General features: G+C 58.2%; 12 protein-coding genes. 4 read left to right on the top strand and 8 right to left on the bottom strand.

Features of this window, described 5'->3' with window-relative positions; translation table 11 throughout:
• Positions 1-38: 38 nt before the first annotated feature.
• From ACR0K9_RS04175 to pyrH, 8 genes are all read right to left on the bottom strand, one after another.
• The gene (locus tag ACR0K9_RS04175; protein ID WP_480821014.1) at positions 39-2,459 is read right to left on the bottom strand and encodes a DUF3772 domain-containing protein; all 2,421 of its coding nucleotides are present in this window, start codon (positions 2,457-2,459) and stop codon (positions 39-41) included.
• Positions 2,459-3,493: a cysteine synthase A gene (locus ACR0K9_RS04170; protein ID WP_480821012.1), complete on the bottom strand. Its 1,035-nt coding sequence runs from the start codon at positions 3,491-3,493 to the stop codon at positions 2,459-2,461. The genes ACR0K9_RS04175 and ACR0K9_RS04170 overlap by 1 nt, the downstream gene beginning before the upstream one ends.
• A gap of 69 nt (positions 3,494-3,562) precedes the next feature.
• Positions 3,563-4,678, bottom strand: coding sequence for an NUDIX domain-containing protein (locus ACR0K9_RS04165; protein WP_480821010.1), 1,116 nt, complete (start codon positions 4,676-4,678; stop codon positions 3,563-3,565).
• A gap of 31 nt (positions 4,679-4,709) precedes the next feature.
• Positions 4,710-5,150 (bottom strand): TrgA family protein, encoded by a 441-nt coding sequence (locus tag ACR0K9_RS04160; RefSeq protein ID WP_480532749.1) that lies wholly within the window; start codon positions 5,148-5,150, stop codon positions 4,710-4,712.
• Between the two features lie 15 nt (positions 5,151-5,165).
• Positions 5,166-6,374, bottom strand: a complete 1,209-nt coding sequence (locus ACR0K9_RS04155; protein ID WP_480821008.1) for a class I SAM-dependent methyltransferase — start codon at positions 6,372-6,374, stop codon at positions 5,166-5,168.
• Between the two features lie 69 nt (positions 6,375-6,443).
• On the bottom strand, positions 6,444-7,868 hold the full coding sequence (locus ACR0K9_RS04150) for a cryptochrome/photolyase family protein (protein WP_480821006.1): 1,425 nt from the start codon (positions 7,866-7,868) through the stop codon (positions 6,444-6,446).
• 47 nt (positions 7,869-7,915) lie between these two features.
• Complete coding sequence (locus ACR0K9_RS04145) at positions 7,916-9,142, bottom strand: aminotransferase class V-fold PLP-dependent enzyme (RefSeq protein WP_480821004.1); 1,227 nt, start codon at positions 9,140-9,142, stop codon at positions 7,916-7,918.
• A 46-nt stretch (positions 9,143-9,188) separates the two neighbouring features.
• Positions 9,189-9,932: a UMP kinase gene (pyrH, locus tag ACR0K9_RS04140; protein ID WP_480532757.1), complete on the bottom strand. Its 744-nt coding sequence runs from the start codon at positions 9,930-9,932 to the stop codon at positions 9,189-9,191.
• 82 nt (positions 9,933-10,014) lie between these two features.
• Here pyrH and miaA point away from each other — a divergent pair, with 82 nt between their 5' ends.
• From miaA to ACR0K9_RS04120, 4 genes are all read left to right on the top strand, one after another.
• Complete coding sequence (gene miaA / locus ACR0K9_RS04135) at positions 10,015-10,923, top strand: tRNA (adenosine(37)-N6)-dimethylallyltransferase MiaA (protein WP_480821002.1); 909 nt, start codon at positions 10,015-10,017, stop codon at positions 10,921-10,923.
• A gap of 324 nt (positions 10,924-11,247) precedes the next feature.
• Complete coding sequence (locus tag ACR0K9_RS04130; protein WP_480821000.1) at positions 11,248-12,918, top strand: ABC transporter substrate-binding protein; 1,671 nt, start codon at positions 11,248-11,250, stop codon at positions 12,916-12,918.
• Positions 12,919-13,040: 122 nt separating this feature from the next.
• The gene (locus ACR0K9_RS04125; protein WP_480820998.1) at positions 13,041-14,087 is read left to right on the top strand and encodes an ABC transporter permease; all 1,047 of its coding nucleotides are present in this window, start codon (positions 13,041-13,043) and stop codon (positions 14,085-14,087) included.
• Between the two features lie 13 nt (positions 14,088-14,100).
• On the top strand, positions 14,101-15,564 hold the full coding sequence (locus ACR0K9_RS04120) for an ABC transporter permease (protein ID WP_480820996.1): 1,464 nt from the start codon (positions 14,101-14,103) through the stop codon (positions 15,562-15,564).
• Positions 15,565-15,574: the final 10 nt, after the last annotated feature.

Raw genomic sequence — 15,574 nt, 5'->3', positions numbered from 1 at the left:
CATCGAAACCGGATTTGCAAGGCCCGATTACGGGTGAATTAAAGCTCGTCCCCGTCAGCGGAATCCAGATCGGATTCTGTCAGGTCAACCGGGCCCGTGCTGCGCTCTGCGGGCGTGCTCGACTCTGGTGATCCGACCTCTTCCGCGCCCCCACCAGCCCGCAACACTTCGGCATTGCGCAGCCAGACATCGCGCTGAGCAAAGGGAATTTCGATGCCTTCTTCGACAAAGCGGCGGTTGATCTCGTGGTTCATGTCGGATTTGACTGAAAGCACCCAATTCACATCCCGCAAGATCGCGCGAATTTCGAAGTCCAGCGAATCTGCCCCGAACCCTTGAAACACCACGCTGGGCGCGGGATTCGCCAACACCATTGGATGCGCATTCGCGATCTCACCCAAAATGGTCTCGACCCTGCGGGTATCGGTGCCATAGGCCACACCGACCGGCGCAATCAAACGGCCAATCGTGTTGCCGCGCGTGTAGTTCGTGACCACGCCGCTGATCAGGTCTGAGTTGGGGACGATCACATCCGAGCGGTCAAAGGTCTCGATCCGCGTCGACCGGACCGAGATATCGCGGACATAGCCCATCATACCGTTCACATCGATCCAGTCGCCTTTCGAGATCGGACGTTCGACCAGCAGAATGATGCCCGACACAAAGTTCGACACGATGGTCTGCAGTCCGAAACCGATCCCGACCGACAAGGCACCAGCCACAATCGCAAGCGAGGACAGATCAAAGCCTGCAATCATGATAGCAATCAGCGCAGCCAGGAAGATGCCGACATAGCCGGTGCCTGAAACGATGGCGTTCTGGCCGCCCGGGTCGATATTGGTTTTGGGCAGCAGAGAGTTTCTCAGCCCACTCTGCAGCAGCCGGGTCAGCGTGTAACCAATGGCAAAAACGGCCACAAAAGTCAGGAAGTTGCTGGGCGAGATCGTGACGCCGCCAATGTCAAAGCCCAGTAGCAGGCGCGACCAGGCTTCCAGCAGGTCGGTTTCGCGCGCGCCCCAGTAGATAGCCAGTATCGGCAGCGCCAGAATGGCCAGCGCAAACCCGACCAACACCGAAAACAGGGAATCCCGCGCGGCCTCGCCCTGCCCCGACAGCCATCCATATACCATGCTGAAGAATCGCTGCACGATCACCAGCGCTGCGATAAGAACCAGTGTCTTGATCGCCGGGAACACAATCGCCTCTGCCGCATTGATGTAACCGAACGCCGCCAGTACAGGCGTCGCGATCCCCAGCAGGAACAGCGCACGTCTCAGGAATTCGACCAATTGGCTGAAACCGGCAGCGCGGCGCGGCGTGTCTTGTTCGACAGGGTCAACCTGTCTGACCTGACGCACACGCAGCAACAGCAATGCCGTTGCCAAAACGACCGGGAAACCAACCACAGCCCTTGTTGCATCCGAGATATTTTCGATCTGCTCGAACAACTGCGCCAATTCGTGCAGGATCAGCATGACCGCCAGCAGATCGATATATACTCTGATTTCCCTGATCTTGCCTTCAGACAAACGTTGGAAATTCTGAGCAGCGCCCATCAGATAGATCTGTCTGCCGATCCAATCGAAGTAGAAAATGATCGCGGCCCAGTAGGGTATCTTGTCGAACAAAAGCGTGCCGCGAAGACCCAGCACCCCGGTCAGCATGACCGCTTCGACCAGAGCCCAGACGCCCAGCCAGGGCAGAAATATGCGAAAGAGTGAGACGATGAAGGTCCAGACGCCGCTGCCCTGCCCGCCCAGCGAGCGCAGATACGCGCCGCCCTTCTCGGACCAGTACCGCCCATAAAGCAGCAATACCGCTGCAATCGCGAGCAACGCGAGAATGCCCAGACTGCGTTCATTGATCCGCTCGCGCACCACGTCGGTTTTGAAATTCTTGGTGGTCTCGTTGATAAGGCTGCGGGCAGCTTCCGTGACATCGACCCATGCGGGGGCCCAGTAGACCGGATTGAGCGGCGACGGCCCTCTTTCAAGCAATTCTTTGGTCTGACGATCACGGATGATCCGGTCGATTTCACTGATCAGACCGTTCGCCCGGCTGAACGCCTCTTCCGAGATAATGCGCGGAACCCGCAGACTGTTAAGCTGCGTTTCCAGGTGCTCGCGCAACTGCGCTATATCCTCGGGTTCCGTTTCGCCATCCGCCGGCGGATCACCCAGAGCCTTGATCTGACTTTCCAGCGTCTGAATGCGATCCGTGTTTGCACCACGCGCCTTGTTGAAGTCTTCGCGATAACCGTTGATCTCTGCGCGCAGATTCTCGAGCGCCGCATTCGACGCCCGATTTGCACTGATCACGGACACAGCGCGGTCCGCCGTGCTGATCCATTCCTTATAGTATTCGCTCTGCCGGTCGGTCAGCTGAGCCGAGGCCATCCCGCCCAACCCAAACAGGCACAAGGCGCATAGAATCAGAAACAGGCGGACCTGTCGCACCATCACACGTCCTCGAACACACCTGGTATGCTGCGCGGTGCCTGGGTCATCCAGTCGGGAACGGGCAGTTCCTTTTCGCGCAGGAATTCAGGATTGAACAGTTTCGACTGATAGCGGGTGCCATAATCGCACAGGATCGTCACGATCGTATGTCCCGGCCCCATCTCTTTCGCCAGTCGCACCGCGCCCGCCATGTTGATCGCGGTCGAGCCGCCCATGACCAGCCCCTCTTCGCGCAGCAGATCGAAGATATAGGGCAGCGCTTCGTTGTCGGTGATCTGATAGGAATGATCGGGCGTGAACCCTTCGAGGTTCTTCGTCACCCGCACCTGACCGATACCTTCCGCGATCGAGCCCCCCTCCATCGCGATCTCGCCGGTGGTGTAATAGGAATAAAGCCCCGCGCCCATCGGATCGGCCAGACCGATCTTGACCCCTTTGGGCTGCAGCGCATCAGCGACGCCTGCAAGCGTCCCGCCCGAACCGACGGCGCAGATAAAGCCATCGACCTTGCCGCCCGTCTGCTCCCAAATCTCAGGACCCGTGGTCTCCACATGCGCCTGACGGTTGGCCACATTGTCGAACTGGTTCGCCCAGATCGCGCCATTGGGCTCGGTCTGAGCAAGCTCTTCGGCCAGACGGCGAGAATAATGCACAAAGTTGTTGGGGTTGCGATAAGGCGCGGCGGGCACCTGCACCAGCTGTGCCCCGGCCAGGCGCAGCATGTCCTTTTTCTCTTCCGACTGGGTTTCGGGGATCACGATCACGGTTTTGAAGCCCATCGAGGCCCCGACCAGCGCCAGACCAATCCCGGTATTGCCCGCTGTACCTTCGACAATCGTGCCACCGGGTTTCAGATCGCCGCGCGCAATGGCATCGCGGATGATATAGAGCGCCGCGCGATCCTTGACCGACTGGCCCGGATTCATGAACTCGGCCTTGCCCAGAATCTCGCATCCGGTCTCGTCGCTGATGCGGCGCAGCCGGATCAAAGGTGTTTTACCGACCGCGTCGGCAAGGTCTCGTGCAATGCGCATAGCACCCTCTTTTCACTTGGTATCGCAGAAGATTTACAGGCGCCCCGCCACAACCACAAGCCGCGATAGCTATGCCCGCAGCCGATCACGGTTTCGTGCCAGCCAATGGGCCAGAGTCAAAAGCGGCAGGTCCTTGAAAACATGGGCGTCCACCTGTTCCATAAACGCATCGTAGGGCAGGATTTTGCTGCGGATATCTTCACCTTCGGCGGCGACCCCTGCGCCTTCGACCGTATCCGTCAGATCAGCCAGACCGACATACAGATAAACATACTCGGTTGATGACCCGCTGGAGGAATAGGCGCCTCCGGCACTTTCCAGATGTTTCAGTGTGATCTGCGCCTCTTCCTGCGCTTCCCGGTGGGCCGCTTGTTCCGGTGTCTCACCCGGATCGATCATTCCCGCGACCGGCTCCCACAGCCAGGGGTTCGGGTCGTCGATCATGAAGACCGGTGCACGGAACTGTTCAACCAGCAACACCGTATCGCGGGCGGGATCGTATGGCAGGACGATAACGGCCGCGCCTTGCATCAACCCGTTGCGATGCAGAACCGGCCCCATCGAGCCATTATATTGTCGATGCTGCAGTTCAACCTCATCCATGCCGAAATAGCCGACATAGGGGCGTCTATGCTGATGAACGGTTACGTCCCGCGCCAGATCGCATTGACCTCCGTCGACCCGATGCCGGGCCGCCAATCTTGCCCAAGCCCGCGTGCGTATGGCCGGGAAACTGCGGGCAATAACCGAAGCCTCAACCTGTCCGTAATGTGCCATGACTTCTTCGGCTGCCAGAAGATTGACTGCACCCCAGCGATCAATCCAATCCTGCAATGACCAGGGCTGATCCGGCGTCCACTGACCGGGCTGCGGATGGAACACCTGAGCCACAGCCGTCGAGCCGTCGGCGCGTTCGACCTGTTGGTTGCGCAAATCATAGTCGAACCCGCCCTCGTAGTAGGCCAGCCTTTGCAAGTCCTCGATGCTCAGGTTCTGAACCAGCAGCCCCTTGGCAATACTTCCCTTTTCAGCCGCAATCGTGGGGAAAAACTGGTTTTTCACGCTATATACCGCATGATCGCTCAACGTGGCCGGGGCAATCGTCAGTTCGGCCAGAGGCCGCCCCAGCACCAGTTCAAGCAATGGTATATGGCGCAAGGTGCCGTAGAAAAACAGATCGGACATGGTTCAGGAACTCGGGTATTATCGTAGTGGCTCAGCGCCAGCGGCGCGCGGCGATTTCGGTCAAGATACCGCTGACGACCGAACCGATCGCAAAGGTCAGAAGTATTTCGGGCACAAGCAATTGCTCACCCATTTCAACTCCCAACTTGAAGATGGCCAGCAGCGCTTCGAACGGACCGCCATAACGCTGGCGCATGGCAAGGGTGAACATTTCGTTCGCCCCCTGAACAAAAAGGCCCCAGAACACCATTGCAGTAACCCCGGTCAGACCGTTGTTGACCGCTGCCGTCCATCCGCGTCCGGCCCGTTTACCCATGACAACCCAGCCACAGACAACACCGAGAAACATGTTCACAAAAGTGAAATAGCCGTAATCCCTGCCTTCTTCGCCGTTGGAGATCACCATCCCCGACACGATGAACGCCACCACCAGCAGACAAAAGGCTGCGACAAGACGTGAGGCTGTAGGCATTCGGTTTTTCCGTCTTCAACTGGGTTTGGCTACAGTGATCTGTGTCACATCACAATTACCGGTGTCAAAGGCTGCGCCACACGCGGTCAAATAATAATTCCACATGCGGCGGAAACGCTCATCAAAGCCCAGTTCGGAAATCTCGTCCCATTTGGAATTGAATGTCTCGTACCAGCGCCGCAGGGTCAGGTCATAGCTTTTGCCGAACTCCTTTGACCGCACCACGCACAACCCCGCTTGGGTGATCTGCTGTTTCAGGATGGTCGGCGCCGGAAGCATCCCGCCCGGAAAGATGTATTTCTGAATGAAATCAACGCCGTTCTTGTAGATATCCCAACGATGATCGGCGACGGTGATGATCTGCAGCGTTGCTTGTGCGCCGGGTTTCAGACGGTCGCGAACCGTGTCGAAATACGCGGGCCAGTATTTCTGGCCAACCGCCTCGAACATCTCGATCGAAGCGATGCCGTCATATTGGCCCTGCTCGTCACGGTAATCCTGCAGCTTGAAGTCAACTAGATCGGATAGTCCTGCTTTTTCAATACGATCTTGCGCAAACTTCAACTGCTCCTGACTGATGGTCAGGCCGGTCACTCGCAGGCCACGCTCTTTTGCGGCGTATTCGGCGAATCCGCCCCAGCCGCAGCCGATTTCCAGAATGTGATCCCCCGGCTTGGCCCCCATTTCATCCACCAGACTGGCATATTTTGCTGTCTGCGCCTTCTCCAGGCTCTCCTGCCCGGTCTCAAAGATCGCGCTGGAATAGGTCATGGTGTCATCCAGCCACATCCCATAGAAGTCGTTCCCCAGATCATAGTGGTACGAGATGTTCTTTTTTGCCTGAGACCGGTGGTTACGGTGCAGCCAGAATCTGAGGCGCTCATAGGCGCGAACCAGAAACTGTCCGGTAAAATCATCATAGACTGTTTCCGTTCCCAGATGCACAAGGTCCATGAAACTGCGCAGATCGGGCGTGCTCCAGTCGCCTTCCAGATACGCGTCCGAGAACCCCAACTCGCCCTCGCGTACCAGACGGGCGAAAACCTCGGGGTCATGAATATCGACATGGGCTACTGGGCCGGGATTTGGCGCATCCGCGCGGAATACGCGACCGTCCGGCAAGGCAATGTCAAGCCGCCCGGACTCCATCCGCTGCAGCATCTTGAAGACCTGTGCGAAATATCTCGGCAGGTTATCCTGCCCCTCTGTGGAAGTCAGAAACATCCGCTCTCCCCTCTGCGGTTGCCGGATAAAGCTAGGGCGGGATTCGGTTTCTGGCAAGTTTTCAGTTCCTTACTGGTTTTTGTAGCACTCATAGAGGCTGAGCGCGCGGGCGCGGCCTGCGACCAATGAGACGACCGGGTCCGGGTAATTATCTTTTGGGGAAAGCCCCCAGGATCGGGGTATCGCATCGAAATAAGACAATGCAGTCGCGGACGGGTTTGCCTGCCCTTCGGCGATCCAACGCTGCAGGTATTCGGCATTTGGATCAAAGCGCTCGCGTTGCGTATCCGGGTTGAAGATCCGAAAATACGGCGTTGCGTCCGGACCCGATCCCGCCACCCATTGCCATCCCATCGCATTCGCCGCCGGGTCCCAGTCGATCAGGCAATCAGCGAACCAGTCCATACCGATTTTCCAATGTGTCGCCAGATGCTTGGTCAGATAACTTGCCACGATCATCCGGGCTCGATTGTGCATCCTGCCGGTCACATACATCTCGCGCAGCCCGGCATCGACCAAAGGCACTCCGGTCCGAGCTTGTTTCCAGGCCTGCACCTCCGGCTTGTCCGGATCGGTGTTCCTGGGAAAGGCATCCCATTCCGGTTTCCAATTGTCGCTCAGCAGATGCGGCCAATGGAACATCAGGTGATAAGCAAACTCGCGCCAGACCAACTGCCGCAAATAAGGCTCGACCCCCGAGACACCCATCTGCGTCGCGTTCTGCACACGATGCCAGATCGTGCGGGGGCTGATTTCCCCCAGTGACAAGTATTCGGACAGGTTTGAGGTGCCTGCTGCGTCCAGTCGATCTCTTTGATCGGGATAGAGGCTGAGGCGATCCAGAAAACCATTCAACTGATCCAAAGCCGCGCCCTCGCCTGCCCGGACATGAGGGTTGAGGATGCGCGCACCGCGCTGCATCTGACGACTGAGCTGCCAGTCGGATAGCCGATCCGAACGCGGCCAGACCTGCGGTGCCGATATCTGTGCGGGGCTTGGCTCGGGCGACGGCACATCTCGACCGAACACCGCCCGCCACATGGGCGTAAAGACCCGAAAGGGCTGACCGGCCTTGGTTGCCACCGTCCACGGTTCGAACAAGAGGTGACCGGGGTACGACAGCGCCTCGATCCCCTGCTCGGTCAGGGTGGATTTGACCTGCTTATCCCGCGCGATTGCTCCGGGATCGTACGCCCGTGTCCAGTAGACCGCTCCCGCTCCGGTTTCGGCCACCAACTGGTGCAGCACGTCCAGAGCGTTTCCCTGACGCAGGATCAGACGGCTGCCATGATTCTCAAGAATTCGGGAAAAAACCTGCAGGCCCTGTTCAAGCCGCCACTTCGGGGCAGCGCCGAGCATCTGTACTTGATCGTCCAGTATGTAGACAGGAATAACAGGCGCGCCGGATTGCGCCGCCGCACTTAGCGCCGGATGATCGCCGAGCCTGAGGTCGCGACGAAACCATAAGATGACTGCTGGCTGTTCAGTTGCCATATCGGACCCGTGTTTTCTCTGAACTACGAGACGGGCCAGATAGTGGATCACAAAACGCGGTCAAGCGCCTCCAAAAGCTGAATAATCTCTTGTCGCGTCGTGTAATGCGTAAAGCTGAGCCGCAGGACGCCCTGATCAGGATCAACCCCCATCGCCTGCAACGGACGTACCGCATAGAAATCGCCGCCACCGGCCATAACGCCATGCTTGGCCAGTTCGGCGGCAACAGGTTCCGCTGCTGTGTTCAACGCCAGAGCAACCGTCGGCGCGCGACGGGCCGCGTCTGACGGGCCGATCAGGCGCAGGGTGTTGCGATCCTTCACCGCATCCAGCAGGGGTTGCAGCAATGCAACTTCATGCGCGCGCATCAGGTCATGCACAAACGCACCGCGCGCCGCAGCACCCGCGTCAGGCCCGCCGTGGTGATCACAAAGCTGATCCAGATAGTCCGCCATGCCCGCGCTGGCCGCAATCTGAGCATGATCAGGTCCAGCCGGGGTGAACCTTTTGTACAGCGTATCCGCGTTGAAATAATGCGCCTGATTAGGCAGCATCTCCCCCAGACTACGCCGGATCACCATGCAGCCCTGATGCGGCCCATAGGTCTTGTAAGCCGAGAACAGATAGATATCCGGCCCCAGATCGCCGACATTTGGCAATCCGTGCGGTGCATAGGATACGCCGTCGACGCAGACAAACGCACCTGCGGCATGGGCAATCGCGGTGATCTCGGTCACCGGATTGATCTCACCCACCACGTTCGAGCAATGCGGAAAACAGACCAGACGCACCCGTTCATCCAGCAGATTTTCTAGATCCTTTGGATCAAGTGAACCGCTTTCGGGATCAATCTGCCATTCGCGAACTTCGATCCCCTCTTCGGCAAGGCGCCGCCACGGGCCTGAATTGGCCTCGTGATCCTGATTGGTCACAACAACCGCGTCGCCGGGCTTCATCCATTGGCGAAACGCCTGCGCCAGAACGTAAGTATTCTGCGTGGTCGACGGCCCAAAGCTCAGCTCATCCGTGTCGACACCGAGTATAGCCGCCAGACGCGCCCGCGCTTCGTCCATCTCTGCTCCGGCCAGTTCGCTGACAGTATAGGGCGCGTAAGGCTGAACCTTGCGCTGGGTGTAGAACCGCGTCAGACGGTCAATGACAGGCTTGCAGGTATAAGACCCGCCCGCGTTCTCAAAGAACGCCTGCCCATTCAGACTGGGCTCGGAAAAAGCCGGGAACTGAGCCCGCACGAAATCTATATCCAACGGCGCCATTGCCGGTCTCTCCCCCTATCTTCCTGATGAACGTCTGCGGCGCAGATCAGCCCTGAACCTTGGTATAGGTCCCCTCGCCCGCCAGAATTCCCCGGAAGCCACCGGGCTCGTCCAGGCCGAAAACGATCAGAGGCAAGTTGTTGTCACGTGCAAGCGCAATGGCCGACGCATCCATGACCCGCAGGCGTTTGGCCAGCACGTCATCATAGGTCACAGTGTCATAGCGCACCGCATCCGCGTGCTCTTTGGGGTCTTTGTCATAGACTCCGTCAACGCCGTTCTTGCCCATGAAAATCGCCTGACAGGCCATTTCATTGGCGCGCAGTGTCGCCGCCGTGTCTGTGGTGAAATAGGGGTTGCCGGTACCGGCGGCAAAGATGCAGACCCGTTTCTTTTCCAAGTGGCGCACAGCGCGACGGCGAATGTAGGGCTCGCACACTTCATCCATGCGAATGGCCGAGATTACTCGGGTGAACACCCCGATCTCTTCCAGTGCCGACTGCATCCCCAAAGCGTTCATCACGGTGGCCAGCATGCCCATGTAATCCGCCGTAGTCCGCTCCATCCCCTGCGCCGAACCGCTGAGGCCCCGGAAGATGTTGCCGCCGCCGATCACCATGCAGATTTCCACACCCAGATCATGTACCGACTTCACTTCTTGCGCGATGCGCTGAACGGTTGGCGGGTGCAGACCGAATCCCTGATCCCCCATAAGCGCCTCGCCCGAGATCTTCAGCATAACGCGGTCATACTTGGTTTTCGAAATGTCGGTGGACGAGGTCAGGCTCATATTGCGCTCCGGGCTGGCACGGGTTTATTTTCCGGCGCAAAATGAAGCAAAAGCTCCGCAGGTTCAATGCGGATAGTAAGGAATGAGGCTTCCGATTATGGCCGACCGATCCGCAGCACAGATTTGGGACCGGCTGCCTCCAATTCCCGACAACAAACCGGTGCTGATCGCCGGACCGACGGCCTCGGGCAAGTCAGCACTTGCCTTGCAGATTGCCGAGACCTTTGGGGGTGTCATCGTCAACGCGGATGCCAGTCAGGTCTATGACTGCTGGCAGGTAATCTCGGCCAGACCATCCGCCGAAGAGGAATCCCGCGCTGCGCACAAACTCTATGGGCATATCGCTTATGATCAGACCTATTCGACTGGTCATTGGCTGCGCGAGGTCATTCCACTGCTGTCTGCCGGGCAACGCCCGATCATCGTTGGCGGGACGGGCCTGTACTTTACGGCCCTGACCCAGGGCATGGCCGAGATCCCCGCGACCCCGACCGATGTCCGGCTGAGTGCGGACCAATTGCCCTTGCCTGATCTGATCGCAGGTGTCGATGCGCAAACGCTGACCAATATCGACACAAACAACCGCGCGCGGGTGCAACGGGCATGGGAGGTGCAGCAAGCCACAGGGCGTAGCCTGCTGTCGTGGCAGGCCGACACACCGCCGCCGGTTCTGAGGATCGAAGACAGCGTTCCAATCGTAATTGATGTTGATAAAGCATGGTTGCTGGACCGGATCGAGCGTCGTTTTGACCAAATGCTGGACACGGGCGCCCTGGATGAGGTTCGGGCGATGCGGGGCCGGTATGACCCGTCACTTCCCGCATTCAAGGCAATCGGCGTACCCGAGCTGATGTCGTATTTGGACGGTGAGATCAGCCTTGAAGAAGCGCGCGAACGCGCCACCATCTCGACCCGACGCTTTGCGAAGCGGCAACGCACATGGTTTCGCGCACGGATGAAAAACTGGAATCGCGTCGATTTCTCAAAATGATACAAAAAATTTCTAAAGAGATTTTAAGCCGGAATTCACATCGGCGAATCCCCTGTGGTCGAATCCGTCCAAACCGGCCTGCAGCAAGGGCGAATGACGGCTCGCCATAACAACAGGCGGATGCCCCACAACCCCTTGTCATGTCGTTTTTGTGCCCCTTATGACGATTTCGAACATTGACGTCACCGGAATTCTGGGGCCGAATAGCGGCATGGGGATGACCAATGTCCAAAACAAATGCCAAGAACCTGCTGTCCGGCACGATCCGGTCTGAGCGGTTCTGATCCTCTTCAACACGTACAAGTTTCACAGGGAGAAACCTTAATGACCAAAGAAACCCTTACCGGAGCACCGGTCCATTGGGCGGCAGAGATGCACGCTCGGGAATACCGCGAAGGCAATCTGAGCCGCCGCGAATTCCTGGCCCGCGTGACCGCGCTGGGTGTGGCGGTACCGGCTGCCTATGGCATGATCGGTCTGCAATCGCCCGCAGCGGCACAAGAACCGCAGCGTGGCGGCACCATCCGCTATCAGATGGAAGTGCGCGCACTCAAAGATCCGCGGACTTATGACTGGACCCAGATCGCAACCTTCACCGCTGGTTGGCTGGAATACCTTGTCGAGTACAACAATGACGGCTCGTTCAAGCCGATGTTGCTGGAAAGCTGGGAAGCCAATGACGACGCCACCGAATACACTCTGAACGTCCGCAAAGGCGTGAAGTGGAACAATGGCGACGATTTCACCGCAGAAGACGTGGCCCGCAACATCGCAGGTTGGTGTGATGCCGGTCTGGAAGGCAACTCGATGGCGTCGCGTATGGCGTCGCTGATCGACGAAGGCACCCAGCAAGCGGCAGACGGTGCGATCACGGTTGTTGATTCACACACCGTGAAACTGAAGTGCAATGCACCGGACATCACCATCATTCCGGGCATGGCCGACTATCCGGGCGCAATCGTCCACAGCAGTTTTGATGCGAACGACATGTTGTCGAACCCGGTTGGCACCGGCTTCATGATCCCCGAAAGCCACGAGGTTGGGGTCAAAGGCGTGCTGGTCCGCAACGAAGGTTTCGACTGGTGGGGCTATGAGGCCGGTAAAGGCGGCTATATCGACCGGATCGAGTTCATCGACTACGGTACCGACCCTGCTGCGTTCCTGGCGGCCTATGAGGCCGAAGAGATCGACATGAACTGGGAGTCGGTTGGCGAATTCGTCGACATCTTCGACGGCATCGGACTTGTCCGCTCGGAAATCCCGTCGGGCTTTACCATTGTTATTCGTCCGAACCAGCTGGCCGAGGACGAGAACGGCAACAAGATCTATGGCGACAAACGCGTGCGTCAGGCTCTGGCCATGGCGGTGGACAACGAAGTGTGTCTGGAACTGGGTATGTCAGGCTACGGCATTCCGGCCGACAACTGCCATGTTGGTCCCATGCACCCCGAGCATGACTCGGCCGTGACCCGTATTCCGTATGATCCGGCAGGCGCCAAGGCGCTGATGGACGAAGCGGGCATGGGCGATTTTGAACACGAAGTACAGTCGATCGACGATGACTGGCGCCGCAACACCACTGCCGCTGTTGTCGCTCAGCTGAACGATGCGGGCATCAAGGCCAAGCATACGGTTCTGCCGGGCTCGACTTTCTGGAACGACTGGACCAAGTACCCCTATTCGTCGACCAACTGGAACCACCGCCCGCTGGGCACTCAGGTTCTGGCGCTGGCCTATAAATCGGGTGTTGCCTGGAACGAATCCGGTTTCGCCAATGAAGAGTTCGACAAGCTTCTGGCCGAGGCGAACTCGATCGCGGATGTGGATCAGCGCCGCGAGGTGATGGCCAAGCTGCAGGCGATCATGATCGATGAAGGCGTGATCATCCAGCCGTACTGGCGGACTGCGATGCGTCACCACCGCGACAATATGGTGGGCGTCGAAAAGCACATCGCTGACCTGCCGCAGCTTTATAAGTTCGGCCTCACGTCCTGAGCCAAACAAACAAAGGCCGCGCCGCTCTGGCGCGGCCTTTTCGTCCTAAATGCGGCGACCAAAAATAACAGCGATGCGTGAAACCATATGAAAATCACGCTGGCCGACCAACAGGGGCTAATATGGGACTTTTCATTCTAAGGCGCGTCGGCATCATGCTTTTGACAGCATTATGTCTGACATTCCTGGTCTTCTTCCTGACCAATCTCTATCCGAACCTGGAAAAGCTTGCGAAAACGCAGGGCAATTTCCGGATGTCGGATGAGCAGGTCGAGAGCTATCTGGAGAAAAACGGCTACCTCCAGTCGACGCCGATCAAATATGGCGAATGGCTGGGTGTCCTGCCCTCGTTCCGGTACACGAATGAGGACGGCACGGTTCAGGGCAGATGCATTCTGCCAGGTAAAACCGCCGAAGAGTCTCCGAATTTCTGCGGTATCCTGCAGGGGTACTGGGGGTATTCGACTGTCTTCAAGGAAGAGGTCTCAACCGTTGTTGGCAACCGGCTGGCCCTGACCGGGCGGCTGATGTTCTGGGTGATGCTGCTGATGGTCCCATCCGCGCTGATTCTGGGAATTCTGGCGGGAATGAAAGAAGGATCGGCCACTGACCGGACACTTTCGACCTTTGCCATCACGACGACAGCAACACCGGAATACGTGTCGGGCGTTATCTTTATCGCCATCTTCACCTCTTCTGCCGTCGGTTTGAAATGGTTCAAGGGCACCGCCACGCAAGCGATGGAGAACCCGACGTTCGAGAATTTCTTCTTACCGGTATTGACCATCGCGCTTTACGGAATGGGCTATATCGCCCGAATGACCCGCGCCTCGATGACCGAGGTGATGACGGCACAATACATCCGGACCGCCCGCCTGAAAGGTGTGTCCTTTCCGAACATCGTCATGAAACACGCATTGCGCAACGCGCTGATTGCGCCCTTCACCGTCATCATGCTGCAGTTCCCCTGGCTGCTGAACGGCGTGGTGATTGTCGAGACCCTGTTCAACTACAAGGGCTTTGGCTGGGCGCTGGTTCAGGCGGCGGGCAACAACGACATCCAGCTGTTGCTGGCGATTTCGGTCGTGTCGGTCTTTGTTGTGCTGGTGACGCAGCTGATATCGGATATCGGCTATGTCTACCTCAACCCGCGCATTCGCATTTCATAAGGAGGGTCAGATCATGGAACCACTTACCTGGACCGGCTCTATCGCCTTCCTGAACCCGCTATTTGCACTGGCGCTATCGCTGATGGCTTTGTCCATTGTCGTCTGGATGCTGGCCAGCATCGTGCTGCCCGAAGACCAGATGACGGTGAACCCGGATGGCACGTTAAGCTCAAGCTCGGGCTTGCGGACGATGATACAGGCCGCGCTCCGCTATAGCTTCCTGGCCAGTGTCGGGATCGCGGTTGCCTATATCGTACTGGGCATCCTGATGGGCACCAGCGCCGGGATAATCGGAGCCATCTCCCAGCAGTTTTTGCCTGTCTGGGTGTCGCTGATCATCCTTTATACCATGTCGATCGCGTTCAAACGCAAGCTGGGCCTCTATGGCAAACTGTATGACAGCCCCATCGGCATGATTGGCTTTGGCCTTGTGATGTTCTGGGTCTTTACCGGCATCTTCGGCGCCATGGACCTGATCGTGACGCATGACCCGCTGTCCCAGATCTCGGGCATGAAGAACAAGGTGCCGGGTACACCACTGCCCAATCTGGAAGAAGGGCAGTACGCCTGGTATCTGCTGGGCGGTGACAACCTGGCCCGCGACGTGTTCAGCCGTATGGTCAAAGGGGCATGGATCGTTGTTCAGATCGCCCCACTGGCCACGATGTTCGCCTTCATGGTTGGCATCACGCTGGGCCTGCCTGCCGGTTACTATGGCGGTCGGCTGGATACGCTGCTGTCGTTCCTGGCGAACCTGATCCTGGCCTTCCCGGTGATCCTGCTGTTCTATCTGCTGGTCACGCCCGAAATCGTTGCGACCGGTGTGCCGAACTATATGGCGGCGATCCTGTTCGTGTTCCCGATCATCTTCCTCGCTGTTCTGTTGAACTCGCGCTACTACACGCGACCGAACTTCCGGACGCCGCTGCTGATCGGAGTACTGGGCGTTGCGGGCTGGCTCTACCTGTCTCTGATCTCGACCGATGGCTATGTCATCAACACTGACAGCTACAGCATCTGGGGCCTACCGACCTATCTGGATCTGTTCGACATACCGGGCGGTATTCTGGTGGTCTTTGTCTCGGTGGTCTTCGTGAACTCGCCCACGGTGTTCCGCATCGTGCGAGGGCTGGCGCTGGACATCAAAACCCGCGACTACGTGGCTGCGGCCCAGACCCGGGGTGAAGGCCCATGGTATATCATGCTGTGGGAGATCCTGCCCAACGCACGCGGCCCGCTGATCGTCGATTTCTGTCTGCGCATTGGCTATACCACCATCCTGCTGGGAACCCTTGGTTTCTTCGGGCTGGGCCTGCCGCCGGAAAGCCCGGATTGGGGGTCAACGATCAACGAGGGGCGCAAGCTGCTGTCGATCTATCTGCACCCTGCCCTGCCGCCCGCGCTGGCCCTGCTGTCGCTGGTTCTGGGTCTGAACCTGCTGGCAGACGGTCTGCGCGAAGAAAGTCTGAAGGACTGATTGAGATCGA

It is taken from the genome of Ruegeria sp. L12 (assembly GCF_056531745.1).
Note: the sequence above shows the minus strand (reverse complement) of the source record. Positions and strands in the feature narration are given on the sequence as shown.

What these genes read in the sequence shown, in the direction of transcription:
- ACR0K9_RS04175 (WP_480821014.1), bottom strand. Translation starts at nt 2,459, where the DNA reads ATGGTGCGACAGGTCCGCCTGTTTCTGATTCTATGCGCCTTGTGCCTG.
- ACR0K9_RS04170 (WP_480821012.1), bottom strand. Translation starts at nt 3,493, where the DNA reads ATGCGCATTGCACGAGACCTTGCCGACGCGGTCGGTAAAACACCTTTG.
- ACR0K9_RS04165 (WP_480821010.1), bottom strand. Translation starts at nt 4,678, where the DNA reads ATGTCCGATCTGTTTTTCTACGGCACCTTGCGCCATATACCATTGCTT.
- ACR0K9_RS04160 (WP_480532749.1), bottom strand. Translation starts at nt 5,150, where the DNA reads ATGCCTACAGCCTCACGTCTTGTCGCAGCCTTTTGTCTGCTGGTGGTG.
- ACR0K9_RS04155 (WP_480821008.1), bottom strand. Translation starts at nt 6,374, where the DNA reads ATGTTTCTGACTTCCACAGAGGGGCAGGATAACCTGCCGAGATATTTC.
- ACR0K9_RS04150 (WP_480821006.1), bottom strand. Translation starts at nt 7,868, where the DNA reads ATGGCAACTGAACAGCCAGCAGTCATCTTATGGTTTCGTCGCGACCTC.
- ACR0K9_RS04145 (WP_480821004.1), bottom strand. Translation starts at nt 9,142, where the DNA reads ATGGCGCCGTTGGATATAGATTTCGTGCGGGCTCAGTTCCCGGCTTTT.
- pyrH (WP_480532757.1), bottom strand. Translation starts at nt 9,932, where the DNA reads ATGAGCCTGACCTCGTCCACCGACATTTCGAAAACCAAGTATGACCGC.
- miaA (WP_480821002.1), top strand. Translation starts at nt 10,015, where the DNA reads ATGAGGCTTCCGATTATGGCCGACCGATCCGCAGCACAGATTTGGGAC.
- ACR0K9_RS04130 (WP_480821000.1), top strand. Translation starts at nt 11,248, where the DNA reads ATGACCAAAGAAACCCTTACCGGAGCACCGGTCCATTGGGCGGCAGAG.
- ACR0K9_RS04125 (WP_480820998.1), top strand. Translation starts at nt 13,041, where the DNA reads ATGGGACTTTTCATTCTAAGGCGCGTCGGCATCATGCTTTTGACAGCA.
- ACR0K9_RS04120 (WP_480820996.1), top strand. Translation starts at nt 14,101, where the DNA reads ATGGAACCACTTACCTGGACCGGCTCTATCGCCTTCCTGAACCCGCTA.